Genomic DNA, 26,997 nt, shown 5'->3' with positions numbered 1-26,997 from the left:
TTCTTTTTGCGTTATGACATTCAATCAACAAAGACAGGGTTTAGTTGATTTAGCCAAGTTTTACCAGATGAGTTGAAGCTGGGAGTTAACGGAAGTTCAGTTAAGCCCTTGTCTGAGCCATTCAATAATAAGGCGTACGCCATAACCGGTCGCACCGGCTGGGGTATAAGGCCCTGCAGTAGAGTTGCGTGCCATACCTGCGATGTCGAGGTGTGCCCATGGGTAATTAGTAAAGTGTTCTAGAAAAACTGCTGAAGTACCAATACCACCTGCTGGGCCACCACTGTTCTTTATATCAGCAACTGGCGACTTGATTGTGTGGCGATATTCGTCAAATAGTGGCATTCTCCAAGCCTTCTCATTGGTTGTTGTCCCCGCATTAAGAATCGTCCGTGCTAGGGAATCGCTGTTGCTGAAGAGGCTAGCTGCAACCCCTCGTCCTAAAGCTGAGGCTGCCGTGCCAGTTAGTGTTGCGAGGTCGATTACCGCTTTTGGGTGGTAACGTTTTGCGAAATGAAGGGCATCGGCAAGGACCATCCGACCCTCGGCATCAGTACTAACGATTTCAATCAACGTGTCATCGCTAGCTTTGATGACGTCACCAGGTCGATAAGAGTTACCATCAGGCATATTCTCGGTGCATGGAGCAAGAGCTATCACCCGAACAGGGAGCTGAAGTTGGCCAATAGCGTCCATGACACCAAGAACCGCCCCGGCTCCAGCCATGTCTGTTTTCATGGGCAACATGCCGGTAGGTGTTTTTAGAGAGAGTCCCCCACTATCAAACGTGATGCCTTTTCCCACCAGTACTATTGGGGCTTCTTTAGTACCTAATGGGTTGTGTTCGAGGTTAATAAATGCTGGTTCCCGCCTAGCTCCTTGAGTTACGGCCAGCATAGCTCCCAGATTTTGTTCTGTGATCCATGCCCTGTCGCCGACCAGTATGTTCATTCCATGTAACTTAGCTACAGCATGGGCTATTTCTGCCAAGTACGTCGGGGTGGCGATGTTTGGTGGAGCATTAACGAGGTCCCGAGTCAGCTTTACTCCCTCACCAATCGCTTGTGCGGCTCGGGCCCCGATTTTTATATCTGCAATTTGGTTTCCTTTACTTTCAACGATAGTGAAAGATTCTGGCTTCGCAGCTTTACGGGGGCCATATTGGTAAAGGGCTAGCAGCGATCCCTCGATAATTGCTTGGGCAATCTCTTTTATTTCAAAACCAGCAATGTCAGCGCCATTTACAATTCCTGCTAGTCTCCGGCTCCCAAGTTCTTGAGCTCGCCTGGCAGCCGCTGCAGCTGCATGCCTGATGATTTCTAGTCCGAAGTCTTCTTTTGGGCCCAGCCCGACAAGGATAACCCGCCGCGCCGCGATGACTCCTTGTGGATAAAGAACGGCTATTTCTCCAAGTTTGCCCGTAAAGTCATTTCCGGTAGTGAGGTGTTTGATGCTACCGCTCAAGGCATCATCTATTTCTTTGGCGGGTCCATTACAAAGGATCCCATCCTCGAATAGGCTGATGATAAGGGTATCGGCGTCGAATTCTTTTATGGTTCCTTTGCTTACTAATGCGTCCATACAAATGACTCCCCATTTCGATTTTGACCATAACCCTTCCGAGACAACTATACTTGTCAAAATTTGTTTGGTGCCGTTTGGTACTAAGACCTACATCAATATGCTTAAACAGTACGAATGTCTGCTACTCAATATGGTTTGATGCATACTCGGTTTTAACTAACGGTTAAAAAGTGACCTGTAGATAAATAGGTAAACTAGGCCGATGAAGATCAAACGACTTGGTGAGTCTGATTTGCGTGTTACTGAGATTGGTCTTGGGTGCATGTCGCTCGGCACTAATCGCAGAAAGGCAACCGACATTATTCACCGTGCTTTTGATTTAGGAGTAACGTTTTTTGACACTGCTGATTTGTATGATTATGGGTTGAACGAGGAAATGGTAGGTAAGGCACTTCGGGGGTTAGGGGATCGTGTGGTTATTGCTTCAAAAGTTGGCAACCGTTGGCGGGACGATGGCAGTGGTTGGGATTGGGATCCAAGCAAAGCGTACATTCGCAAGGCTGCTGAATTAAGCTTAAAGCGATTAGGAGTAGATGCGATTGACCTGTATCAGCTTCATGGTGGTACCGTCTTAGACCCGATTGATGAAACTATTGAGGCCTTCGAAGAACTTAAATCTGAAGGATTAATTAGATTCTACGGCATTTCCTCTATCCGTCCTAATGTGATTCGAGAGTACCTCAAGCGTTCAAACATCGTTACAGTCATGATGCAATACAGTTTGCTAGACCGACGGCCTGAAGAGCAGGTGTTCGATATGCTAGCCAAACATGGAGTTAGTGCAATCATACGTGGGCCGGTAGCTAAAGGGTTGTTGGCCTATAAAAAGCCGACGGCTTATCTTACGCATGAACATCAAAGTATTGTTACTGCCCAAACGGCTCTAGACAAGGAAGCGATCCTGGGGCAGAGTCGACCCCAAGTGGCTTTACGATTTGTTGCAGCTCACCCTGCAGTTACGACAATCGTTCCAGGAGCAAGCAGTATCAACCAGCTTGAGGAAAACGTGTTTGCAGCTGCGACCACAGATCTTACTAAGGCAGCCCTGGATCGGCTTATGACGGCAGTCCCAGCATCAATGTACAAGGAACATAGATAGTTAAATCGAATTAATACTGCTTGTCGGACAGCATAAGCCGACACTAAAGATTGAATAGATAGCCGTTGGGGCTAGTTGTCAGCTTCAGCAGCTACCTACATACCCTTCGCCATCGGGTCTATTCTAAGGATTTCCATCATCTAGCGTTAGTTATCATCCTCAGTTTACGGGGTTGGCTCAGCGGAGGCTATCTTGCGTAATTGCCAGTAAAGTACTATTGGCAACGTAAACTGAGGATGATGAGACGTATTTGCTCTGCCCAACTCAAGTGTCGAGGCCTAGGGCCCGCTTTCCGAGCAAATTGCACCTAAAGGGAGAGGGAACAATGAGCCAACTAAAATTTAAATTTGTGCTTCGGATTAACAATTACAATGGATGAGTTAGCATTGGGCCTTGATCTAGGAACCACAGGGGTGCGAGTAGTTGCTGTAGATGCAGCAGGTAAGCTCATTGCAGAGGTGACACACGACTACCCTCTCCTGACGCCACGTCCTGGTTGGACGGAGCAAGATCCAGCCGCCTGGAAAACTGCTACTTTACAAGCTATTAGGGATTTAAATGAGAGCCTGCCACCTAATAAAGTGGTAGTGCTCGGCCTCTCAGGACAAATGCATGGGATGGTACCTCTGGACTCAGCTGGCAATGTTATTCGCCCTGCCATTCTCTGGAATGACCAGCGTACTGAGGAGGCAGTGATTGAGCTCGAACGAGCAGTACCGCGCCCCGAGCTTATTGCTAGAACAGGAAATCCAGCTATAACCGGTTTCCATCTCCCCAAGCTGTTGTGGTTGCGTGCTAACGAACCAGAAGCTTACGAGCGTACGTGTCATAGTTTGTTACCCAAGGACTATGTTGGGTATTTGTTAACAGGAGTTATGGCAGCCGAACCAACTGATGCCTCCGGTAGCAATGCTTTCCATCTAGCTTCTAAACGGTGGGACACCGAAGTCCTCAACGCAATAGACGTAGACCCAAAACTATTCCCCGACCTTGTTGCTTCAGATGACATAATTGGACGTCTGGCGTCAGAGGTCGCCCAATTTACGGGTCTTCCAGAGGGCCTACCAGTTGTAGCTGGGGCTGGAGATAATGCCGCGGCAGCTATAGGCCTCGGCCTTTCTAATTCTGATCCCAGCATTGGCAGCGTAAGCCTAGGGACTTCTGGTGTAATATTTGCCCCACTAACCACAGCTACTCCTGATCCTGAAGGGCGAGTGCACCTTTTTTGCCACGCTGACGGAGGTTACCATTTGCTAGGCGTAACTCTAGCTGCTGCTGGGAGTTTGAGATGGTACCGTGATACCTTTGTTCCGGGCGGTGAATACTCAGCCCTAATCGAGGCGGCAGCTTCGAGTCCAGCTGGAGCCAATGGAGTAACTTTCCAGCCGTACTTAGCTGGCGAGCGTACGCCCCACATGAACCCTAATCTACGAGGTTCATTTTCAGGGCTAAGTCTTGCTACTAACAAAGCCGACACTATACGTGCTGTCCTTGAGGGCGTAGCTTTTAGTCTCCGAGATGCTTTGGATGTAATGACACCACTTGCACCTTTGGGGCGAGCTGTAGCTACCGGTGGTGGCAGCCGCTCTGAACTATGGCTCCAGATCATAGCTGACGTACTACAACTACCCCTTCTCCGGTCTTCCTCAGACCAAGGTGCAGCGTACGGTGCAGCTCTTTTGGGCCTTCAGGGCGTGGGCCTAGTTGAGAAAGCTGCGGAGGCAGCCCGTACTGATGTTGAAAACGAGTTCGAACCAGACGCTGACACCTACTTAGAGCCTCTTAAAAGGTATCGGGTTGTGAACGGTTAAGGGTTATCAGTTGGGCAGGATATAATTATTTTTGAGTTAATTTCGTAATTGGGTGGTCGATAAAACCATTATATTCCTTGTAAATCTCAGGAGCTTTTTGGCGGGTTTAAATCATCTCTTCAGAAGCTCCTTTGCTAGCCCTGCAAATATAGATTGTAGGATCGAGAAGAGTTTTCTTTTGGTAATGATCTTTGACGTTGCAGATAAAAGAATCAGCCTTTTGGTCCTCTACCAGCGCAACCGCTGCTCCACCAAAACCAGCCCCCGTCATGCGTGCACCGTAACAACCCTCTAGACGCTGAGCTGAAGAAACCATTGCATCTAAGGCGTCAGATGAGACTTGGTAGTTGCGCTGCAAACTCTTGTGACTCTCGTTCATTTGAAGACCAAAATTTACAGGATCGCTATTGTTAAGTGCTTCGGCAGCCGCTAAGGTACGGTTGTTTTCGGTAATCACGTGTAGAGCTCGACTGAAGGTAGTTGAGTCAAGACTACCCTGGGAACTCTCTAGTTGGTCAAGAGTAACGTCTCGCAGGGTATTGGCGCCAAGGTGATGAGCGGCCATTTCACAGTCAAGGCGCCGTTGATTGTAGATAGAATCGACAAGACCTCTCCTAGTCCCAGTATCGAGTACAACTACTACCGAATCTTTTGGTAGAGGGATTTTAACTCTTTCAAGTGTACGGCAATCAATTAGCATCGCGTGACCATCAATACCCGTTGCGGAGATAAGTTGGTCCATGATGCCGCAATTAACTCCTACCCAGGCATTCTCGGCCCTCTGGCTAGCTAATGCCATTGTTACTGGATCCCAAGTGAAATTAGAGACTGCATGGAAAGCACGAGCAGTTGCAAGTTCGAGGGCGGCAGAGGACGAGAGGCCAGCTGCAGCTGGAACGTTACTGGAAATTACACCGTCCCAACCCTTGAGCTCATGACCGCACTCTTGAAGCGCCCAGGCAATTCCCTTTACGTATTCAAGCCATCCCTTTCCGCGGACAAGGTGGTTTAGGTCAAACTTGCCCTTCGCGTTTAGGTCCACTGCGTGTATGACAACGTGATTATCCCTCCGAGCTCGGAGGGCTATCCACGTCCACCGATTTATCGCCATCGGTAGGACGAAGCCATCATTGTAATCGGTGTGTTCACCAATCAGATTGACCCTACCTGGTGCGCGCACGAGTATCGAGGGTTGGTTACCAAAATGCTCTGTGAACTGTTTCATAACGATTTCTTTTGGGTTCATGGTGCTTCTTCCCGATAATGGGTCTCAGGAAGTTGTTTTAGCTTAATTGCTGCTTGTTCCGGGGTGAGGTCACGTTGCGCTTCACCTAACATTTCGAAACCGACCATGAACTTTCTCACGCTGGCACTTCGCAAAAGAGGTGGGAATGCATGTCCGTGCACTTGCCAGGGGCTCGAGTCAGACCCATCAAAAGGTGCTCCATGCCAACCTAGCGAATATGCGAAGGGGGTTTTGAAGAGATTGTCATAACGCACAAGTACCGACTTCAGAAGAATGGATAGGTCCTCTCGTTCGGCTGTTGTCAAGTCGTTCATGCGGGCGATTGGCCGCTGGTGGGGCAAGATTAGGATTTCAAAAGGCCAGCTTGCCCAATACGGCACAACGGCAAGCCAGGTACTGTTGCAGGACACAACTCTCTCCCCATTTTCGATTTCTAAACGGGCGTAGTCGAGAAGTAGTGGGGATTTATGCTTACTGAAGTAGGACCGCTGCTGATCATCCTCTTTAATGGCAATGCTAGGTAGTGTATCCATAGCCCAAACCTGTCCATGTGGGTGTGGGTTCGAGGCTCCCATAAGTTCACCCTTATTTTCAAAGATTTGGACCCAACGGTATTCCTGTCCTAGTTCTTCAGTCTGTTCTACCCAAAGATCAACAACTCGAGAAATATCGTTAGGCGAGAACTCTGCTAACGTTAGGTGATGGTGCGGTGAAAAGCAGATTACGCGGCATGTGCCCCGAGTCGTTTCAGATACCAGCAATTCGTGATCCCCGAACCTTAATTCAGGGGATTTAGGTAGGAGGGAAGCAAAGTCATTAGTAAACACAAAGGTACTGGTGTAGGTTGGATTGATTGATCCTCCTAGGCGCTCATTGCCTGGGCAAAGGTAGCAGCTCGTATCGTAGTGAGGTAGATCCTTTTCTGGGTTTGCTTCGATTTTTCCTCGCCAAGGACGCTGTATTCGATGAGGACTAACTAGTACCCAATCTCCGGTTAATGGGTTTCGGCGGCGATGGGGGTGGTGAATTGGTGAGAATTCCTTCATGCGTGGTGCGTATCTTAACCGAGTCAGGAAGCAATTTGTTTTATATAAAGCTTGATGTAGAGTAGTACATCTAAATCAAGCGTTGGATATTAGACGGAGGTAATATGGAGTACGGTACGGTTGTCGGCATTGATAAGCCAATTTCCCGCCTCGTGCACGGAGCAATGGTGCTGACTGGCGAGGATGATGCTAAGGAATTTGCCCTTTTAGATGCTGTTATCGAGATGGGCGGTAACACATTCGACACTGCCCATGTTTATGGGGGAGGTTCATCCGAGCGTACTATCGGACGTTGGATGGCATCTCGGGGTAACCGGGATCAGGTAGTGATTTTGGGTAAGGGTGCTCACCATAGTCAGGACCGTAAGCGAGTTACACCCTTCGATATTACAGCTGACATCCATGATTCTTTGGAGCGTTTCAAAATCGAGGATATAGACCTCTATCTACTACATCGTGATGATCCTTCGCTTCCAGTGGGTCCAATTGTGGAAGTCTTGAATGAGCATAAAGAGGCAGGTCACATTCATGCTTTTGGTGGTTCAAATTGGTCACACCAGCGAATCGAGGAGGCTAACGCTTACGCCGAAGCAAACGGGCTCACACCTTTTGCAGCAAGTAGTCCCAACTTTAGCCTTGCAGATCAGGTCCAGGCCCCTTGGCCCGACTGTATAAGTATCAGTGGTCCCTCTGGTGAAGATGCCCGGGCTCACTACCTTGAACAAAAAACCCCTCTTTTTACATGGTCCAGCTTGGCTGGTGGATTTTTTTCAGGCCGTTTCCACCGTGACAATCTTGACGAGTTCACGGAGTATGCCGATAAGGTCTGTGTTGCCTCGTACTGTTCAGAGGAAAACTTTCAACGCCTAGATCGGGTTCAGGAATTAGCTGCAACAAAGGGTGTGAATGTGATTCAGATCGCAGTTGCCTTTGTACTGGCTCAACCGTTGAATATTTATGCGCTAGTCGGTTGTTATACTCCCAAAGAATTCCAAGATAATGTCGAAGCCATGGAACTTAAACTTACATCGGAGGAACTAGAGTGGTTGGATCTAAAACGATGAAGCGTGCACTTGTCAACTGGGGTGGTTGGGATGGTCACGAGCCGGAGGCCTGCAGCTCTCTTTTTGCTGGAATTCTTGAGGACGAGGGCTTTAGCGTTGATCTTGTAAATGACTTGGATGTGTTTCTTGACTCTTCATATATTGCTGGTCTAGACCTCATCGTTCCCGTGTGGACTATGAGCAAAATTAACCCTGAGCAAGAACAAGGGTTACTGAATGGAGTCCGGTCAGGAGTCGGACTAGGTGGTTGGCACGGTGGGATGGCTGACTCATTTCGGGAAAATACTGAATACCAGTGGATGGTTGGTGGACAATTCATATGTCATCCCGGAAATATCATTAACTATAGAATCAACATCACAGTACCTGAAGATCCTTTGGTCCAAGGGCTGTCGGACTTCGAAATGGAATCGGAACAGTACTATATGCATGTTGACCCAGGTAATCAGGTACTTGCTACAACAACATTTTCCGGTGAGCACGGGGATGCTCCATGGGTAGCAGGAACCGTTATGCCAGTCGTGTGGAAACGTAATTACGGGAAAGCCAGAGTCTTTTATTCTTCTTTGGGTCACGTCCTAAAAGATTTTGATGTTCCAGAGGCGAGAGAAATTGTTCGGCGAGGCTTATTGTGGGCCAGTAGGTAAAGCTGGTCTGTTCAAGGGGCGTTTAGCAAAATGTTTGGTATCGAACGTAGTGCGTAGGTCATCTTTCTGGCTCCCTACTAGGAATATTAAGAGGGTTTTAATATGGAGCTAACAGGCTTCGTTAATCCAATTTAGGATCAGCCTAAGGTATTTTAGGATCCCTCTGTTCAACAGCCTTTTAATGTCATTATTCTTTTTGACAAAATATAGATTTTTGTCAAGTTCAGGATTAACTAGGTTGTAGTTCGGGATCAGTAATTGTCTGGATTAGAACAGCTTATTGCTGCTAGAATTGGTCAGCATTGTGTTAGCAGAACAGGCTAACGTAGTTTTGGGAAAATGGCGTTGTAAGTTGAGTTTTGTGTTTTGTCGAAGCTAGTTCCTTAGGGGGGCGATTATGTCAATAAAGGTAGCTATGATTGGGGCAGGATCTGTAGGGTTTACACGACGCTTAACCCAAGATATTCTAGCGGTTCCCGAACTGCGGGATACCACCTTCGCTTATATGGATCTTAGTGAGCATAATTTGGAAATGGTAGCCCAACTTTCTCGTCGTGACATAGAGAAAAATAGTTTATCGGCTAGGATTCAGACTACTACTGATCGCCTTGAGGCCCTCGAGGACGCTGACTATGTGGTGAGCATGATTAGGCAGGGCGGCCTTGATGCTTTCCAACTCGATATAGATATTCCACTAAAGTATGGAGTTGATCAGTGCGTTGGGGACACTATCTGTGCTGGTGGGATCATGTATGGTCAACGAACCATTCCTGCTCTCCTCGATATATGTTCGGATATCCGAGAGGTATCAAGCCCAGATGCTCTATTTCTGAACTATTCAAATCCAATGGCAATGAATACCTGGGCCTGCAATCTTTACGGAGGTGTACGTACCATTGGGCTTTGTCACGGTGTTCAGGGTGGCCACAAACAGATAACTAACGTGATAGAACATTGGGCTCGTGGTGAAGGTCTTATCACAGCTGAAGAAGAGGTAACTCCTGCTGATGTTGATATTGTGGCGGCCGGTATTAACCATCAAACCTGGTATGTAAAGGTCCAATGGCGGGGTATGGATATGTTGCCCCGGCTTCTCGAGTTATTTGAGGCGCACCCCGTGTATAAAAATCAAGAGAAGGTACGCATCGACGTGCTTCGGCGTTTTGGGTATTACTCCACCGAGTCAAATGGTCATCTTAGTGAGTACCTTCCGTGGTACCGAAAGCGGGTAGATGAAATAGGCGACTGGATAGACTTGTCGCATTGGATTCACGGAGAAACTGGCGGTTACCTCCGGATCTGTACGGAAGGTCGTAATTGGTTCGAGACGGATTTTCCTAACTGGCTTCAGCAGGAGCCTCCCGTTATTAGTCAGGAAAATCGTAGTCACGAGCACGGTTCTTTCATTATTGAGGCGCTCGAGACGGGTCGCGTCTATCGAGGGCACTTCAACGTTCCTAATCAGGGACACATAACCAATTTGCCCGACGGCTGCATTGTGGAGATTCCTGGTTACGTAGATCGCAATGGGATCAATATGCCCGTGGTTGGTGACCTACCCTTGGCTTGTGCGGCAACTTGTTCAGCAAGTGTACAGGTGCAAAAGATGGCTACTGAAGCAGCTGTTCACGGCGACGTTACGTTATTGAAGCAAGCAATGTTGCACGATCCATTAGTTGGTGCGGTTTGTTCTCCCGAGGAAGTTTGGCAACTTACGGATGAAATGCTGACAGCGCAGGAACAGTGGTTACCGAACTACTCAATTTCGGAAATCCAAGCAGCCAGGGCTCGCCTCGCGCAGCATGAACGTAATGGTACTCGGGTATACCTTCATGAAACTGAAGGGGCGGCTCGACTTCAAACGCGTACAGTTGCAGAACTTGCTAGGGACAAGGAGGCCGCTACCGAAAACGCGGGCTCAGCAGACAGGGGTGAGAATATACAAAGGGTAGTCTCCGGGCAGGCATGAAGTTACGTGTAACATTCTGATGGTAGTAATTTAGGTTGTTGCCGCACTATATATATTGGAGAGATCATCATTACAAAGCCAAAGATTACTTTTGTAGGAGCCGGTAGCACTATCTTCGCTAAGAATTTAATGGGTGACATCCTTAGTTACCCAGAGTTAGCCGAGTCGAACCTGACTCTTTTTGATATCGATGAGGATCGCCTTCGCACTTCTGAGATTGTTGCCCATCGGACTGCTGAAGCTCTTAACGTTAGTCCTACGATTGAGGTCACTACAGATCGCGTTCAGGCTTTAGACAGCGCTGATTATGTCATCAGCATGTTCCAGGTTGCAGGTTATAAGCCTGGTACGGTGACTGATTTCGAAATACCTAAGCGTTACGGTTTGCGTCAAACGATTGGCGACACTCTCGGGATTGGCGGGATAATGCGCGCCTTAAGGACCATTCCCGTTTTTCTAGATATGGCTAGCGAGATGGAGCGGCTTTGTCCAGAAGTGGTGCATCTAAATTATGTCAATCCGATGGCTATGAATTGTTGGGCCTTGAATAGAGCAACCGCCATAAACACTGTAGGCTTGTGCCACAGTGTCCAGGGAACAGCTGCACGGCTTGCACGCAACATTGGTGTTCCCATAGAGGAAATAGATTATGTTTGTGCTGGGATTAACCATATTGCTTTTTATCTTAGTTTCGAACGAAATGGTGCAAATCTTTATCCGGAAATTTCTCGAGTGATCGACGAGGACCGTATACCTGAAGACAACAAAGTTAGATACGAAATGTTCCGCCGACTAGGGTATTTTGTTACTGAATCAAGCGAACATTTTGCTGAGTATGTACCCTGGTTTATTAAACGCGATCGCCCAGACCTGATAGAGGAATTTAACATTCCGCTTGACGAATATCTTCGGCGCTGTGAGGTGCAACTTACTGGTTGGCGATTTATGAAGCAGAAGCTTGAAGACCCCAGCGCAGACCTTGTTCCGGCTTTTGAAGTGGCTATGCTGGATGCGGGTGTTCCCAAAGAAGAGTTGGCCAAGGTTGTCGAGGAGTTTAAGAATCTCGGATTGGTAAAGCGAAGCCTTGAGTACGGATCCACTATAATCCACAGTATTGAAACGGGAACACCAAGCTTAATCTACGGCAATGTTGATAATGACGGATTAATTGACAATTTGCCTCGAGGCTGTTGCGTAGAAGTACCCTGTCAGGTAGACGGCAGAGGCCTCCATCCCAAGGCTGTTGGGTCATTACCTCCTCAACTTGCTGCTTTAATGCAGACCAACATTAACGTGCAGTCACTGGTAGTGGAAGCTATGCTAACTGGAAGTCGAGAGCACATATACCATGCAGCAATGTTTGATCCCCATACCGCAGCGGAGCTTGATATCAACCAGATTCATGACCTTGTTGATGATCTTATCGAGGCTCACGGTAGTTGGTTGCCAGAGGTCTTTCAAGATAGTGCTTGAATTAGTTAAGTAAAAGCCTTCTAATTAATTTCCTGGGCTATCAGTTGGAAGGCGTCGCCGCGCAGGAGACCCATATAAACTCCCTCAATATGGAGCGTATCTGCCATTACTTTTAGGGTTGGGTAGGTAGGATTGTGTGGTCGCAGTGCGTAGACCGACTCTTCCAACTTATCAAGATATTTTAACGTTACATCGTTATCCTCAACTCTTACAGCGCATATTTCCCCATTGCGGTAAAGTTCCCGCTTTTGGAACAGGACTATATCGTTATCCTGGATAAGATCTGCCATAGAGTTGCCTTGGACGCGTAAGGCAAAGTGGTCACCGTTAAGGCCAGTTGAGGGAAGATAGCTTTCGGCATGAGGTACAGCTTCGCTAATGGGGCCGGCTGGTATGTTGCCAAGAACCGGTATGCCGGTGGCTTCGGCCGGGAGCACCAGCAGAGGGGAGCGGCCACGTCCTCTACTTTCGAACGTAATGTAACCCTTTTTGTGTAGGGCTTCGAGGTGTTGTTTGAGTGAGACATAGTGCACGCTGAGTGATCTTGCGAAGTCTGCGAGGTCGGGAAGAGCCCCAGTTTGTTGGAAGTGACGCCTTAGCCGTTCGTAAACTTTTTGCTGCATATTAGAGAGCTTATTCATAAGTACCTTAAATTTTAAGGGTAATGGATCTGTTTTGTCAATTGCTACGCGTTTTAAGAGAGTTTTCATAGTTTGGGTAACGAATTCCATGAGAGTGTGTTTGCGTGATTTGAATGTAATCTGGTGATATTACTTTAGGGGCTGGACAGGATATTGGATCTCGGCTATAGTTTCTAGAGCAATTTGAAGATATAACTATGGCAACATTGATGAACTTTTTCCGCAGGAAACCTTATGTTGGTGCCTCCCAAAGGAGGGAATTATGCTAAATGCCCTCGATCCCCTCGCACTGCACAAAGATTGCAATGCCGTTGAAATAGTCCCAGATACCTTGGCTTTGCCCACGCGCACCTTGGAGTCTGATGGAGTGCTGTATGAAGCCGATCGTAATGCTAACAGCCTTTATATAGTCAATTACGGAGTCCTTAAGGCCGTAGTGCCTACAAGCCTTGGTCGAGATCGGATAGCTGATCTTTATGGGCCAGGTGATGTCCTGGGCTTGGCTGCTTTGGGCAATGCAACTCATCCTGAGACCGTGATGGTAGTGCACGAGGCCTGTCTTACTCCAATCGATCCAAGTCAAGCTATGAACGATCGAAAGCTTCGCGATTACATCATGACAAGCATGGCGGGGCAAATAAGTCGGGCGAGGGAGATGCTTAATGAAGCAGAGATGCCAGTTGGCGCGCGAGTTACTCGTGCACTTTTGCGATTGGCTAAGCGCTTTGGGAAGCCGAGTAACGAGGCCGAAGGGGTGAAGTTACCGCTGGCGCTGACTCATGAGGATTTAGCAGACCTTACGGGAAGTAGTAGAGTAACCATTACCCGTATCCTGGGTGAGTTAAGAGCAGAAGGAGTTTTGAGTGGCACAAGAGGGGTCTACGTCGCAAATCTTGAGGGGCTTGAACGCGCTACTGATGATTATGTTATGCAGGTGCTTTGATAATGATTGACTTCACCGATACCGCAAAGGAGCGGATTCTGCACTTTCTCGAAATGCAAAAAAGCCAAGGTGTAACAGCTTTAAGGTTAGCTGGTACTAGCTTCGACCACAAACTTTGGTTGGTTCGGCCGAGTGATCGACAGGAGACAGATAAAGTCTTTGATGCGGGTGGCTTTCAGGTCTTTATGGATCCGGTAAGCGCCAATGGTTTTGAGGGTTCCACAATTGATTTTGTCGAGAGTGAAATGCAATCAGGATTCCGTGTTTTCCGTCCTAGCGCGAGTTGGGATGACCCGCTCTCCCAAAAAGTTCAAGATGTGCTTGATGAGTACATCAATCCTGGTGTGGCAGGTCATGGTGGTAGCGTAGGACTTGAGCGCGTCGATGGTGACACTGCGTACTTGACTCTGAGTGGCGGGTGTCAAGGTTGTGGTTCAGCAGACGTTACCCTACAACACGGTATAGAAAGAATACTCCGCGAGCATGTCCCTGAGATTAAAAATATTATCGATGGTACGGATCATGAGGCTGGCGAGAACCCCTACTACGAATCAACTGAAACTGGGAAATCAGCACTTTCTAAGTAAGAATTTATTCGCTAATTTCGGTAGCACGTGCCATCGCAAACCAAGTATTCTCAAGAACTGGATCACGTATAGTGCGCGTTATTGGAAATCCATGTTCGTCCCGTTCAGGCACATTTCACATTATACCAGCGCTGGTAGTTCTGAATATTGCACTAGATTAGGCTTAATACTCGGCCAGGTACTATCACGTTTGGTTGCACTGATTTCGAGCTACTTGCTATTATTAGCGAGTGGCGTCTACGCCTCCCAAACATGATTCAAATAACAGTTTACCTGCGTTGTTAAGCGTCAAGGGGATAACTAAGAGTTTCCCCGGAATCAAGGCTAACAACAGTGTAGATTTTGAGATCCGAGCCGGGGAGGTTCACTCCTTGCTAGGAGAAAACGGGGCTGGTAAGACTACCCTTATAAACATTCTTTATGGGCTTTATCAACCCGACGAGGGTGAGATTAAGTTTAAAGGCAAGAAGATAGTTCTGCGGTCACCTAAGGATGCGATTAAACGTGGTCTCGGACTGGTGGCCCAGCATTTTCATCTTGCTCGGCGTCATACTGTTGTCGAGAACATTGCCCTTGGGTTGCCTGGGACTCCGATGTTTTTCCCAACCAAGATCTTGCGTGGACAACTTAGGCAACTTGGTGAGCATTATGGACTAAAAGTTGACCCTAATGCACGTATATGGCAACTATCGCCAGGTGAACAGCAACGCGTGGAAATTTTAAAAGTTTTGATCCAGGGAGCCGAGATCCTGATTCTTGATGAACCTACCAGTGTTTTAACACCCCAGGAATCTGATGCTCTTTTTGGTGTTCTTCGAAAGATGACGAGTGAGGGGAAGGCCGTAATATTAATTTCCCATAAGCTTGATGAGGTTATGCGTATCGCTGATACGGTCTCTGTGCTCCGGAAAGGCAACCTTGTAGGTTGCCTTAATAGCAAAGACACAAGTCCCGCCGAATTAGCAAAACTCATGATTGGTCGTACGATTGAACCGACCACACGTACTGATATTGAACCCAGTAAAAGCTCAGTACTTGAGCTTAAGAGCGTCTGGGTCCAAAATGATCGCGGCACCAATGCCCTGCAGAACATATCCTTTCGACTTCGACGTAGGGAGATCCTTGGGGTGGCTGGTGTAGCTGGCAATGGTCAAGGTGAACTTACCGAGGTGCTTACTGGTCTTCGCTATCCCAGCCGTGGCCAAATCATCATTGATGGAGAGGACTCTACCCTACGAGGAGTGCGCGGGCTTTTTGAAGGTGGAGTTGCACATATTCCGGAAGATCGCAACCGTATGGGAATCGTGCCCAGCATGTCGGTGGCAGAGAACCTGATTATGCGACAGTATAGACATAAACCCTTTGCGAAAGGGCCTATGATTGACCAACGAGAAGTGACCAAGTTCGCGATTGAGTCAATTGATCACTACTCAATCGCAACCGCTTCTAAGGACACTCCGTCTCGTCAGTTATCAGGTGGAAATGTACAGAAAATAATTCTTGCTAGGGAGCTCAGTGGAAATCCGAAACTATTGGTAGCCTCACACCCCACCTATGGGCTTGATGTGGCTGCCGCTGCCCTAACGCACGAGTTGCTTCTTTCTCAACGCGCTCGTGGCGCGGGTGTACTCCTTGTTTCAGAGGACTTGGATGAGCTAATCAAGATCTCCGATCGAATTTTGGTGCTTTTTGAGGGAACAGTTATGGGCTCTGTTGACACCCAAGAGGTCGATAGTCAAACCCTTGGCGCGATGATGGCGGGCGTGTCATTTAAAGATATTCAAGGACCGACAACCAGTGCTTGAGCGTTTTGGATTCAAATTAGTGCCCCGAAAGGCGGTACCCGGATACTTTGTGTTCCTTGTCTCATTTGGTGCCATTGTCGCAGCTATTGTTGTCACAGGTTTTATATTTTGGATTTACGGTGTTAATCCCTTTGCTGCTTATTCGACCATCGTAGAACGAACACTATTAAATAGTCGAGGACTTAGTGAAGTTGTGCGGAAAAGCATTCCCCTATTATTTGCTGGAGTAGGTCTTGTTTTAGCCTTTCGTGCACAATTCTGGAACATCGGAGCTGAAGGACAAATCCTTGCTGGTGCTGTCGGAGCTAGTGGAATAGCACTTTTCGTTCCTCTGCCACCTTTCGTGGCAATCCCGGCTATGTTCGTGGCAGGTTTTGTAGCTGGGGCACTTTGGGGGTTAGTACCAGCTATCCTTAAAGTCCGTTTAGGTGTTAATGAAATCATAACTACGTTAATGATGAACTATATCGCTCTGTATATAGTGCGCTGGTTAATCAATGGACCCTGGAAAGGTGATAGTGTCGTTGGTTTCTCATACAGCGACATGTTTCACCGCTCTATTTGGCTACCTACAATAGGAAATACTAGACTTCACTGGCCCACATTAGTTCTGGGTTTGCTACTGGTTGTGTTGTTAGCAGTACTCATCACCCGTACAAAGCTTGGTTTCGAAATTCGTATGCTGGGAGAGAGTCCAATTGCGGCTAAATATTCTGGTGTAAACGTTCTTTTCACCACTACAATGTTGATTGCCCTGTCTGCTGGTGCTGCTGGACTTGCTGGTGTTGGCGAGGTAGCTGGTATTCATCACCGTCTTGTTGAACCGAATAGCATTTCACTAGGTTTCGGCTACACTGCGATAATAGTTGCGATGTTAGCTAGAGGAAGCCCCGTTGCTGCAGTCTTTACAGCGTTATTTCTTGGTTGGGTTTTTGCTAGTGGAGACATTATGAAAGTGGCGCTCGGACTGCCCTTCCAAATTACCGGAGTTATCAATGGTTTGGTGCTACTATTTATGATTTCTAGCGAACCGCTTCTGCGATTTCGGATCGCTAGAGTTAGTCTCAAGAACCCAGAGACGGCCGAGTCGGAAACCGGGACCGTTTGAGATGGAATTAGACCAGGTTACTTATACTTTTGCTAGGGCTCTAGCTTTTAGTACCCCACTGTTATGGGCAGCTCTTGGAGAGATAATGGCTGAGCGGTCCGGCGTGGTCAATTTGGGTGTCGAGGGCATGATGGTGTTAGGGGCAGTAATTGGCTTCATAGTTTCTCAAGCCACAGGATTACCCTACCTGGGACTCCTTCTCGCAGCAGTAACCGGGGCGTTAGCTGCCCTAATTCACTCTTTCATTGCAATTATTCTAGGAGCCAACCAATACATTTCAGGCTTAGCAATTACTATATTCGGCCTCGGGTTGTCTGGTCTAATTGGTCGAACTTGGGTTGGGCAGCCACTACAGGCCCCAATGAAGTTCGTTACTGTGCCAGGTCTTTCAGAAGTGCCTATCCTCGGACCAGCGTTTTTTACTGATCAATACATTCTCACATATGTCGGTTTAGTAACTGCTGGTCTCTTGTGGTTTGTCCTTTATTATACTCGTCCTGGTTTAATTTTACGCACAGTAGGCGAATCCCCGGTCGCAGCCGACGCTGTGGGTATTAACGTGAAAGTAGTACGTTTTTTTACAGTAGTGTTTGGTGGTTGTATGGCTGGGATCGGTGGTGGTTATCTCTCTATAGCTTACCGACCTTCATGGGGTGAAGGCATGACCAACGGCATGGGCTGGATTGCCCTTGCGATAACCATTTTTGCTCTTTGGGACCCCCTAAGAGCAGTGCTAGCCAGCTTTTTCTTCGGAGCCTTCTTTTTCCTCTCGTTTTTGTTGCAGAAGATGTTTCCCCCCGAGTTACTTACCTTGATGCCATATACCTTCACAATTGTTGCCCTCACTCTTGTGGCACTGGGTAAAGGGAGGCGAGCTTTTGGGTCGCCTGAAGCTCTCGGGGTTCCATACAAAAGAGGAGAGCGTTAAAGTCATTTTTTCACTACTATGTTCGAATCTTTGATGCAGATTTGTGATGGAGTTGGGAATTATGGCAGTTACTCTAAACAGCTTCTTGGCGCTCTCCACCACGGGAAACAGCCCTAAGGTTAATGCGTTAGTTGTACTGGGCACGATCTCTTTTCATGCCTAAGTCAATATTGGTTTTGGTAAAATATGCTTAAAGAAAAAAACAGGTGTAACCTAAAATTGGGAGAGCCTGTTAGGTTGTCATACAGGTTCTAACAATCGATAGTAGGTGGTGCAAGATTAGGTATGGATTAGCTATCTCTGAGGAGTTCCAGGTTTATCGAGGGGGGGGGAAGTACTTTGTTTGCTATGGTACTTTGTTTCGGGGTTATTGGGGGTTTGATGGAAATTTCGTTTTCCGTTAAGAATCAAGTTCGGCCACAGTGGCTCAAAAAAATCTACTGGCCGTCGTTCTTTGTAGCTTTCATTACCATCATCTTTCTAAGATCTGTCGAAGAAGCATTATCAGCTCTGGGCCTTCCCTTTGTACTGCTTAGTTTGGTAGTTAGTGCCATAGTTGTATTTGGTTTGCGGAAGTTAGGCGACACAATTCGAACTATCCTCTCGGCCACGGAGGGAGAATGAGGCAGACAGTTTTCTTCCTTATTTTCTTCTTTGCGGGATTCTCATGTGCACAAGGTCTAAACCACTACATACGTGTTATCAAATCTGGGGATACATCCGAAGGTAGGCTATATAACGTTTATGTTTATGTCATGAACCAATCAGTTGATGCAGTTCCCGCAAATGGTGTAACTATTAGCTTCCCAATTTCTGATGGAGCGCGACTACAAAAAACTTCAACTTGGTCCGAAGGAATGATTGGCTATGCTGGGAAAATTCCCCTTGTTGTGCAGGAAGGTGCTTTAGTCTCGATTAACCACCCAGACACTTTCACCGTCACTAATAGTAGCGACCTTGATCAGTATTGGAAACGATACGGCCTTCAGTATTTGGTTGAGGCGTCTTACGTCGATTCTTTTCCGAATGACGTGGTTGAGGGCATTACGGTCAATATCGCTTCTGACAAAGAGTTTCTGGCTAGAGAAGAAGCACGTGCATTACAAGAAGCTGGAGATAAAAAGTTAGGTGAAGGCGCTCCGCAAGGAGTAGGGACGAGCCGGCGATCTAGCTCGAGAGTTGGTTTGTTAGATGATCTTTCGGAAAGGAATTTCTTTCTAACCCTCGGACTCGGGTGTTTTATCATTATAGTTATAGTTTCTTGGGCAATTATTGTGGTGAAGAAAAAATCGAACAGATCGGTGAAGGAGTCTTATCTAGCTCGAGTTCACAAGGACTGACACCTAATTTATGTTTCAAGGTCAGTCCTTACTTTAGCGAATTTGACCTTTTGTTACCGAATTCAGCGAAACTTCTTAAGTGCACTTTAGATGCATCTATACGAGTTATAATAAAGCCTAAAAAGTCACTATGGAGGTGGACATGAAAAGACGTTGGTTGATGGCAAGTCTTTTGATCCTAGTATTTACGTTTGCACAGGCTCAGGATGCTCTTAAGGTGGGTTTCATCTATGTCGGTCCCGTTGGAGACGCTGGATGGACCTACGCTCATGACCTCGGTCGTCTGGCAACAATGGAGGCTCTTCCGGAAATTGAAACCGTGATCGTCGAATCAGTTTCAGAGGCCGATGTCGAACCATTCATTGACCAGCTAGTTGCCGACGGCGTTGAAGTAATTTTTGCCACGAGCTTCGGGTACGGTGATGGCGTACTAGCTGCTGCAGAGCGGTATCCAAATGTGATCTTTGGACACGCAACTGGTATTCAGCGGGCACCCAACGTGATGACTTACATTGCTGACTTTTACCAAGTTTATTACCTAAACGGCCTGATAGCAGGGGCTTTAACAGAGTCTAATAAGCTTGGTTATATTGCTGCTTTCCCGATTCCTGAAATTAAGCGGCACATCAATGCTTTTGCCCTTGGGGCGCGTGAGATCAACCCTGACGCGACGGTTGAAGTCCGATGGTTATTCAACTGGTTTGATCCAGCAGGAGCTAAAGAGGCCACTGAGGCTCTTATAGCTGAAGGGGCGGATGTTTTTGCGTTCAGTGAAGATACACCCACTGTGATCCAAACTGCAGGTGAACGAGGGTTCCCCAGTTACACCCATTACGCTTCTATGCTAGATTTCTCGCCTGACACAGTTGTTTCCGGTCAAATTGCTAACTGGGAAGCCATCTACATAGATTTCTTAAGTGGTGTTTTAGATGGGACTTATACAAACGAAAACTTGGCTGATCTAGACTATTTTTGGCGCCTCGGGGAGGATGCTGTCGAAGCAGGTGCTGCACCAGGGATGGTTATTAACCCGGTATATGAAGACCGACTTGATGCCCACATGATAGATGATCCTGAATTCGGAGAAATATCTGTTCATGATCTGGTTTTTGCTCGCATCGAGCAAATGACAAAGCTCGATCCCGATTATGAACCTTTCACTGGGCCTCTATCCGATCGCAAAGGAAATGTGGTTTATGAGGATGGTCAAATCGCCACTATTGGTGAGCTCTTAGGTTTACAATGGGCCGCTGCTAATGTCGCTGGGCCATGGTCAGAAGAACCCTAAACACCTGATAAATTAATGACAAAAAATTTGTGCCGGTACCAGGGTTTTTATTGGACCGGCACAAAACTTTGATGACAATATAATCGAGAGCCACTTATTGAAGAATTAGGTTTAGCTTGTTCAGATAAATTCAGATGAATGTGGAAACATTTTAGTTGGAATTCCGTTTTCTGTTGGTATTTTTCCTATTGGGTTGTTTTTCAACCCCTGCTTACCCCTTACCGGATATGCTTCAAACGTTGGCCACACCGACATATCACACACAACATCAGATGGACTGAACCGTAGTGCTAAACCAGCCCGAACCCGGTCAGATGTATTGGGCCCGGACCCGTGAATCAAACCATCGTCATGTAGAGACATTTCACCCGCTTTGAGTTCGAAAGTAACAACCTCATCAAGATGGATTGAATCAGGATTAATCTCTTCCTTAAGCACGTATGATTCATTATTTACAGAACGGTGGGTCACAGCACCATGGTGATGACTACCAGGTACCACCTGCATAGCAGCGTTCGATAGGTTGGTATCAAAGATTGCAATCCAAACACTAACAGCTTTTCGGGGCGACAGAGGCCAATATTGGGCATCCTGGTGCCAAGGCACTACCGTGCCATCGTTAGGGAATTTGCAGAAAAATTGGGCACCCCATAGAAAGAAATGTGGCCCAAGTAGGTCTTCAACATAATTAAGGAGAGCAGGAGTCAAGGTCAGGTCATATACCCAGCGATTAGCTTTGTGCCAACAATTGACACTATTGAAATCAAGTCCAGGAGGAAGAGCTTCGCGCATAGCCCAAAAACTTTGTTCTATTTTTCTTACTGACAGTTGGTTGAAGATTGGTAGGCCTGATACATAGCCGAGTTCTGTGAATTGTCGATTCTCAATCTCGGTTAGACGACGTGTTTTAGGGTGAGGATGTAGATCGATAACGTAGTATATCCGTATGTTGACCTTAGGAAGGTGAGGCCTACACGAAATATTGAATAGATAATGCAAGGTTGTAGTTTCGTATCGGTACTTTCATGTTGCACCGACCTAAGGTAGGTAGAAAGCAAGAGATGTTTGATAAGAGGAAAATAGTAAAGTACCTATTAACCAAAGCAATAGATATCCTGCCTAAGACTCAGGTTCTTTGGGTTTTCTTCCAACCAAGAACAATTGGGAATACAAAGACTAATCCTAATAAGATGCTAAAGGTTTCTATTAACCCCCACGGACGGGTGAACAATAAAACAGCCCCACCAAAAGGTAAGACAAGGGTGAAAAGAAAAGAAATCATTTAGAAAAGCAGTTTACCCTGGTTAGGTGAGTTGTTCATAAACTATGACAACCCTGTTGGAAGATATTTGTGAAAATCAATAGCTTTAGTCGTTAGTTATTTACTATTTCTACAAGCCAGTACGCTTGTCAGTTAAAAAATATGGTTTTGAGATTAAAGAAGTAAATAGATATCAAGTAGTTTTAATTCAGGAATCTTGTACTACAATCCATATAAATGGGAACAAGGACGACGAACACAGAATCAATAATTAATGCCCGACATCGTATAGAGAAGTGTTTAGGCGAGGCTGGTGTGGCTAGTCCCACCGCAGAAGCAGACCTCCTACTAGAGTCGGTTTTAAAGTTAGATCGGGTAAGTCTCTTACTCTGCCCAACGCGGGTTCTGTCTCAGGGAGAACAAGCCAAGTTAACCAAGTGGTTGGCGCGGCGCATGAAGAGAGAACCTCTCCAGCATATTCTCGGATGGGCTCCGTTTTTCGGTCTAGAACTTGAGGTGACTTCTGATACGTTAGTGCCTCGTCCTGAAACAGAACAACTGGTGGAGTTATCCCTTCGGCGACTATCTGATTCAACTAGACCGGTTGTGTTGGATGTAGGCACAGGAAGTGGTGCCATTGCTCTGGCTATCAAGCTTGAACGGCCCGATGCTACTGTTGTCGCCACAGATATTTCGCCCAAGGCTCTAAGATTAGCGCGTCGAAATGCCAATAAGCTTGGCCTGCAAATCAATGTAATCGCGGCTGACCTCTTGACGCATCCAAAAGTAACGAAGTGGGCTAAGAAGGCGCGACTTGTGGTAAGCAATCCGCCCTACCTGCCAGATGGGGATCGGGAACTAGTGCCGCCTGAGGTAAAGGCGGATCCTGATTTGGCGGTTTTCGGTGGCCTTGATGGCCTTGATGTTGTGCGAAGACTAGAGCATCAGGCTCAATCGCTACTTAAGCCTGGGGCTGAGTTACTATTAGAGCTAGATCCTCGCAATCTTACGGTAGTTAGAGACTTTGCAAAAAGCTGGGAATACAGCCAATCATATGAAGACCTTGCAGAGCGTAAACGATTCTTGCTTTTGACGAGATGAGGGTCTTGCCTACTTTGTAGCTTGAGCTATAAATATTTTCAAAGTCGAGCCCCCATAAACTCCCTTTAAAGGTCGGATATATTTGAGTTTACAGGTCAGCCGAATTGATTGGAATCAGGCTATAGAGCAAAAGAAGAATCGCGCCTATTACGATGCAGCTGTCTGCGAGATTGAACACGGGGAAGTTGAAAAGACCGATTTGGAAGTGTACGAAATCAACGACGAATCCGAGTCGAAGTCGGTCAATCATGTTACCTACAGCACCACTAAAGATGAAAATGAGAGCCAAGGATTGTAATGGTTTTAGGGTCGGACCTCGGAATACTAAGTAAATTAATAATGCAGTTGCTATTAATCCTGATAAAAGCCCCAACATATGCGTACCATCAAAGATAACTGAGCCGATAGGTACGGAGAAATCCCTCAGGATTCCGAATGCAGCACCAGTATTCCGGACATAAGTCAATGAAAAGCCTAAGCCAAGCTCAAGCTCCTGACCGCCGAATGCGAATCGTTGCTTTATCCAGAGCTTAGTCAGTTGGTCAGCAGTTATTAACAACGGCGCTAGAAGCAAGTACATTGGTGCAATTATATGGGTGAAGTGGGAATTGGCAGGTATAAATACCATGCTCGCATAAAACATAATTCTTAAAAGTTTGTTCAATGTTAATCTGTTCTACCTAATTACAGGAAATTGGTCTTCAGTAAGATTATGACCAAAACTTCCCTCAATTAATTTCGGTGTCAAAAAACTTTTTCAATAAAGCATCAAGTATCATTAAGCCAGCATTTGTAGCCCGTAATTTAGCTCCCTCTCGTTCCAGGAACCCCTGTTTGGAAGCATCTTCTATCACCATCCCATAACGGTCGCTAACCCGGATGCCGGTTCTCCGCTCTAATAGGTCTAGATCTACGCCGCGACGAGTACGTAGGCCAGTCATAAGCATCTCTAAGACAAACATGTCTGGGGTCACCTCATGTTGTTCCGCTGAATAACCCTTCAGCCATTCTTTTATTGGAGGGTTCGTCAAACGTGCGCCTAGTGCCCCAGATTTAGGTATGAATGAAGCTGCTGATGGACCCAAGGCCAGGAAGTAACCGCCGTGCCAATAGATTTGATTATGCCTCGACTCAGATCCAGGTCTAGCGTGACTAGATACTTCGTATCTAACATACCCATGTTCCGAAAGAACACGTTCGGTAAGTTCGAATCCGTCGGCCTCCTGATCTGGATCAATTACTACCCCGCGTCTTCCGAATGGTGTGTCGGGCTCTACTGTAAGGGTATAGACACTAATATGGGGTACGCCAGTTGCCACAAAAGTATTGAGATCTGATTCAATATCCTGACCAGGCACCGCAGTAATAAGATCAACCGAGGTGTCGAAACCTGCCTGAAGAGCCCAATCTACGGCTTCAATCCCCTGTGTACTATTATGCAGCCGGCCTAGGAAACGGAGAACCGGATCTTGAGTTGACTGCACCCCAATAGAGATCCTACTCACGCCGAGGTCACGCCAATGTCGGAGGCGTTCTGGGTCAAAGGTAACAGGATCAGCTTCGAAGGTGGTCTCAATTCTGGCAGGCCAACCCCAGGTCCGATCTAGAACACCGATGATACGTTCGAGTTCAGCATCAACAAGGTGCGAGGGAGTACCGCCACCGAAATAAATGGTGTCTAGTGGCTCTGGATGTAGGTTGTGCCATTTTTCAGCCTCCTCTTCAAGCCTATCGAGGTATTGTGCTACTAGGCTTTCGTTCCGTAGCATCTTGTGAAAGTCGCAATAAGGACACACCACCGGACAGAATGGTATGTGGAGGTATAAAGCCATTGGCATATCCGAAGTTTACGCTTAGAAGAGGGTAATGGGGAACTTGTACGCCTCAAAATTAACCGCTGGAAAGGAGTTTTCAGAGATGCCCCCAAAAGCCACGAAATATATCTGGGACGAAATTCCTATGGATTGTCCGATACCCCTCCTACAACGCCGTAGGATTTTTGGCGAGAAGATGCTTGCAGCACGAATGCTTCTTAAGAAAGGTTGTACCGTTGAACTTCACTCTCACAAGAATGAGCAAGTGTCGATAGTTTTGTCGGGTCAGCTGAAATTCTTTGTGGGGAAAGATCCAACCAAGGAACTACTGCTGGGTGCCGGCGAGGTACTACACATTCCTGCATTCACCGTCCATGGGGTTGAAACGCTCGAAGATACTGATGTGATTGATTTGCTTAGTCCGCCAGGTGAGCAGGGCGTGGATTCACAAGGTTCATAACGCCAAAATTGTGAGAAGGGATGATCTAGTTAACTAGATCATCCCTTCTCACAATTTTAGGACGTCTACAATTAATTTCCGAGATTAACAATCCTACTCTCGACCTCTGGGGAGACATTACCCATTTCACTGATGTAATTGCCTAAGACGTCGGTGTCAAGCTGCTGGGTATCGACGAAATTAGTTCCTTTAGTGAAAATTTCGAAACCATCGCCACCACCAGCGATATAATTGTTGGTTACGATTTTGTAACTTTCTCCTAACACTAAGGGTAATCCAGCTACCTCCACTGAGACCACCCGACTACCTGGTTCGAGTCGTTGATCGAAAACGAAGTTTAAGCCAGAAACTTGGAGAAACCGTCCAGCGCCGTCCTCAATTTGAGAGACTCCATTCTCAAGTGCGGCTAGCAGTTGCGTGCCGGTAAGGTCAAAGGTAACGATGCTATTCCCCCAGGGGTGCACTTCAAGAAGATTTCCTAAGGCAATGTTACCTTTCGCTATGGAGTTTCGGATTCCACCACCGTTAGCAAAACCTATGTCAGCCTCAGGAAATCCAGACCTAAGAGCATCCGCAATCAGATTCCCAAGGTTCGTCTCAATACTACGAACATCGTTTCGTTCTCCATTTAGATTTACATCTGCAAAGCCGATTTCTTGATTAAGCCTATCACTAAGCCGTGATTCGTAGGTCTCGGTTAGACTCGCGACAGTTGGGTGAGGCTCAAAACCCTCTACCGGAATGTTGAGCGCTGTTTGATGGACAACCTCACCTTGTTTGACGCTGAGATCAACCCTAGATATCGCCTTTGTGAATGACGGAGCTTTTACAAGTGCACTAGTTGATGTTTCGGATACACCGTCAGGTAATGAGGGATCAAAAGCCATTCCAGGCACATACATTCCATTCCAGCCAGGACTATGTCCACCGATAATAAGGTCGACACCATCGAGAGTATTTAACAGGGCGAAGTCCTGTCTAGTCGATTGGTGGGTGAGTAGAATCACCACGTGTGCCCAATCTGAAACTGCGTGGACAGCATTCTGCACAACTTCTACAGAGTCAGCTACGACTAGACTTTTTGTTTCAGGGCTGGTGATGTCGTATAAGTTCGGGTTGGTGATACCAAAAATAGCAACATTAATGCCCCCCACTGTTTTGAGGACGGCAGCCTCAACCCCCAAGTTATAAGTGCCGACTAAATTTGTCGATAGGAAAGGAAAGTTAGCTAGGTTTTCTAACAGATCCATGTAGTCGATACCAAAGTCAAATTCGTGATTACCTAGCAACATCGCATCAAAGCCGATGAGATTCATTGCCTCAATATCGGGAACGCCACGGAAAGCACTCGACATTACGGTACCGATCAGGATATCGCCCGAGTTAACTAATAGAACTTTGCCATCAGTTTCGGCCCTGACCATGTCGACAATGGTGCCTACTTGCGCCAAGCCGCCAACACCATCACCGTCAGGAAGTAAATGCCCATGGTATTCCGAGAGCGAGAGCACGGTAAGCTCTTGTGTCCATCCAAAACTGCAGAAAACTGTTAGGCCTAAAACCAAGGTGAGAACTATACGATGCAATGTTTTCATGAAGAAGGCTCCTCGATTAAATATTGTTCCAATCAGTTTGTACCTAAAAACTGTAACAACATCATACAGATTTGCATGTCTGCTTACTAGCACTAACGCTATGTCAATTAGGTTAAGGTTTTTTGGTGGAGAAAAGTGCAATTTACGAAACTGAGTTTCTTGACGGGTTAGCTCCATTTGTTTTGAA

At 46.9% G+C, this 26,997-nt stretch carries 25 protein-coding genes; 17 read left to right on the top strand and 8 right to left on the bottom strand.

Translation table 11 applies throughout. The features are described from left to right. Positions 1-96: 96 nt before the first annotated feature. Entirely contained in the window at positions 97-1,581 is a 1,485-nt protein-coding gene (locus tag CMO31_03470) for a leucyl aminopeptidase (protein ID MAZ53058.1), read from the bottom strand. A 205-nt stretch (positions 1,582-1,786) separates the two neighbouring features. On the opposite strand from CMO31_03470, the gene CMO31_03465 reads away from it, so the two are divergent. Both CMO31_03465 and xylB read left to right on the top strand, forming a co-directional pair. Then, the gene (locus CMO31_03465; GenBank protein MAZ53057.1) at positions 1,787-2,683 is read left to right on the top strand and encodes an oxidoreductase; all 897 of its coding nucleotides are present in this window, start codon (positions 1,787-1,789) and stop codon (positions 2,681-2,683) included. Positions 2,684-3,054: 371 nt separating this feature from the next. After that, positions 3,055-4,494: a xylulokinase gene (gene xylB, locus CMO31_03460; protein MAZ53056.1), complete on the top strand. Its 1,440-nt coding sequence runs from the start codon at positions 3,055-3,057 to the stop codon at positions 4,492-4,494. Positions 4,495-4,600: 106 nt separating this feature from the next. Here the strand turns inward: xylB and galK are convergent, their stop codons facing one another. Both galK and CMO31_03450 read right to left on the bottom strand, forming a co-directional pair. Continuing rightward, positions 4,601-5,740, bottom strand: coding sequence for a galactokinase (galK, locus tag CMO31_03455; protein MAZ53055.1), 1,140 nt, complete (start codon positions 5,738-5,740; stop codon positions 4,601-4,603). After that, the gene (locus CMO31_03450; GenBank protein ID MAZ53054.1) at positions 5,737-6,786 is read right to left on the bottom strand and encodes a galactose-1-phosphate uridylyltransferase; all 1,050 of its coding nucleotides are present in this window, start codon (positions 6,784-6,786) and stop codon (positions 5,737-5,739) included. The genes galK and CMO31_03450 overlap by 4 nt, the downstream gene beginning before the upstream one ends. Positions 6,787-6,890: 104 nt before the next feature. On the opposite strand from CMO31_03450, the gene CMO31_03445 reads away from it, so the two are divergent. From CMO31_03445 to CMO31_03430, 4 genes are all read left to right on the top strand, one after another. Then, positions 6,891-7,850: an aldo/keto reductase gene (locus tag CMO31_03445; protein MAZ53053.1), complete on the top strand. Its 960-nt coding sequence runs from the start codon at positions 6,891-6,893 to the stop codon at positions 7,848-7,850. Then, positions 7,847-8,497: a hypothetical protein gene (locus CMO31_03440; protein MAZ53052.1), complete on the top strand. Its 651-nt coding sequence runs from the start codon at positions 7,847-7,849 to the stop codon at positions 8,495-8,497. Before CMO31_03445 ends, CMO31_03440 begins: the two co-directional genes overlap by 4 nt. Before the next feature lie 397 nt (positions 8,498-8,894). Continuing rightward, complete coding sequence (locus tag CMO31_03435; protein MAZ53051.1) at positions 8,895-10,466, top strand: alpha-glucosidase/alpha-galactosidase; 1,572 nt, start codon at positions 8,895-8,897, stop codon at positions 10,464-10,466. Between the two features lie 69 nt (positions 10,467-10,535). Then, complete coding sequence (locus CMO31_03430; GenBank protein ID MAZ53050.1) at positions 10,536-11,939, top strand: alpha-glucosidase/alpha-galactosidase; 1,404 nt, start codon at positions 10,536-10,538, stop codon at positions 11,937-11,939. Between the two features lie 20 nt (positions 11,940-11,959). Here the strand turns inward: CMO31_03430 and lexA are convergent, their stop codons facing one another. Then, positions 11,960-12,670, bottom strand: coding sequence for a repressor LexA (gene lexA, locus CMO31_03425; GenBank protein MAZ53049.1), 711 nt, complete (start codon positions 12,668-12,670; stop codon positions 11,960-11,962). A gap of 172 nt (positions 12,671-12,842) precedes the next feature. Here lexA and CMO31_03420 point away from each other — a divergent pair, with 172 nt between their 5' ends. The 8 genes from CMO31_03420 to CMO31_03385 all read left to right on the top strand — a co-directional run bounded on the left by CMO31_03420 (position 12,843) and on the right by CMO31_03385 (position 20,579). Next, complete coding sequence (locus CMO31_03420; GenBank protein ID MAZ53048.1) at positions 12,843-13,523, top strand: Crp/Fnr family transcriptional regulator; 681 nt, start codon at positions 12,843-12,845, stop codon at positions 13,521-13,523. Between the two features lie 2 nt (positions 13,524-13,525). Next, a complete protein-coding gene (locus CMO31_03415) occupies positions 13,526-14,110 on the top strand; it encodes a Fe/S biogenesis protein NfuA (protein ID MAZ53047.1) in 585 nt (194 codons plus the stop codon). 230 nt (positions 14,111-14,340) lie between these two features. Continuing rightward, entirely contained in the window at positions 14,341-15,915 is a 1,575-nt protein-coding gene (locus CMO31_03410; protein MAZ53046.1) for a heme ABC transporter ATP-binding protein, read from the top strand. Next, complete coding sequence (locus tag CMO31_03405) at positions 15,908-17,023, top strand: sugar ABC transporter permease (GenBank protein ID MAZ53045.1); 1,116 nt, start codon at positions 15,908-15,910, stop codon at positions 17,021-17,023. The genes CMO31_03410 and CMO31_03405 overlap by 8 nt, the downstream gene beginning before the upstream one ends. A 1-nt stretch (position 17,024) precedes the next feature. Further along, positions 17,025-17,951, top strand: coding sequence for an ABC transporter permease (locus CMO31_03400; GenBank protein ID MAZ53044.1), 927 nt, complete (start codon positions 17,025-17,027; stop codon positions 17,949-17,951). Between the two features lie 348 nt (positions 17,952-18,299). After that, positions 18,300-18,575 (top strand): hypothetical protein, encoded by a 276-nt coding sequence (locus CMO31_03395; protein ID MAZ53043.1) that lies wholly within the window; start codon positions 18,300-18,302, stop codon positions 18,573-18,575. After that, positions 18,572-19,291 carry a hypothetical protein gene (locus CMO31_03390; GenBank protein MAZ53042.1) on the top strand — a complete coding sequence of 240 codons (720 nt, stop codon included), beginning with the start codon at positions 18,572-18,574 and terminating at the stop codon, positions 19,289-19,291. Before CMO31_03395 ends, CMO31_03390 begins: the two co-directional genes overlap by 4 nt. Positions 19,292-19,433: 142 nt before the next feature. After that, positions 19,434-20,579 carry a BMP family ABC transporter substrate-binding protein gene (locus CMO31_03385; GenBank protein ID MAZ53041.1) on the top strand — a complete coding sequence of 382 codons (1,146 nt, stop codon included), beginning with the start codon at positions 19,434-19,436 and terminating at the stop codon, positions 20,577-20,579. 120 nt (positions 20,580-20,699) lie between these two features. Here CMO31_03385 and CMO31_03380 read toward each other — a convergent pair whose 3' ends face one another. Beyond that, complete coding sequence (locus tag CMO31_03380) at positions 20,700-21,509, bottom strand: phytanoyl-CoA dioxygenase family protein (GenBank protein MAZ53040.1); 810 nt, start codon at positions 21,507-21,509, stop codon at positions 20,700-20,702. Positions 21,510-21,604: 95 nt separating this feature from the next. On the opposite strand from CMO31_03380, the gene CMO31_03375 reads away from it, so the two are divergent. Both CMO31_03375 and prmC read left to right on the top strand, forming a co-directional pair. Then, positions 21,605-21,865 (top strand): hypothetical protein, encoded by a 261-nt coding sequence (locus CMO31_03375; GenBank protein MAZ53039.1) that lies wholly within the window; start codon positions 21,605-21,607, stop codon positions 21,863-21,865. A 212-nt stretch (positions 21,866-22,077) separates the two neighbouring features. Then, positions 22,078-22,941, top strand: coding sequence for a protein-(glutamine-N5) methyltransferase, release factor-specific (gene prmC, locus CMO31_03370; GenBank protein MAZ53038.1), 864 nt, complete (start codon positions 22,078-22,080; stop codon positions 22,939-22,941). A gap of 88 nt (positions 22,942-23,029) precedes the next feature. On the opposite strand, the gene lspA is transcribed toward prmC, so the two are convergent. Continuing rightward, positions 23,030-23,584: a signal peptidase II gene (gene lspA / locus CMO31_03365; protein ID MAZ53037.1), complete on the bottom strand. Its 555-nt coding sequence runs from the start codon at positions 23,582-23,584 to the stop codon at positions 23,030-23,032. Between the two features lie 85 nt (positions 23,585-23,669). After that, positions 23,670-24,779, bottom strand: coding sequence for a coproporphyrinogen III oxidase (locus CMO31_03360; protein MAZ53036.1), 1,110 nt, complete (start codon positions 24,777-24,779; stop codon positions 23,670-23,672). A 28-nt stretch (positions 24,780-24,807) separates the two neighbouring features. Between CMO31_03360 and CMO31_03355 the strand changes: the two genes are divergently transcribed. Continuing rightward, positions 24,808-25,215, top strand: a complete 408-nt coding sequence (locus CMO31_03355) for a cupin (GenBank protein ID MAZ53035.1) — start codon at positions 24,808-24,810, stop codon at positions 25,213-25,215. 71 nt (positions 25,216-25,286) lie between these two features. Here CMO31_03355 and CMO31_03350 read toward each other — a convergent pair whose 3' ends face one another. Continuing rightward, a complete protein-coding gene (locus CMO31_03350; protein ID MAZ53034.1) occupies positions 25,287-26,987 on the bottom strand; it encodes a hypothetical protein in 1,701 nt (566 codons plus the stop codon). Positions 26,988-26,997: the final 10 nt, after the last annotated feature.

The sequence above is a fragment of the Trueperaceae bacterium genome (genome assembly GCA_002707365.1).
In the GTDB taxonomy this organism is placed as follows: domain Bacteria; phylum Deinococcota; class Deinococci; order Deinococcales; family Trueperaceae; genus UBA6957.
This window is presented reverse-complemented; position numbering and strand designations above follow the sequence as displayed.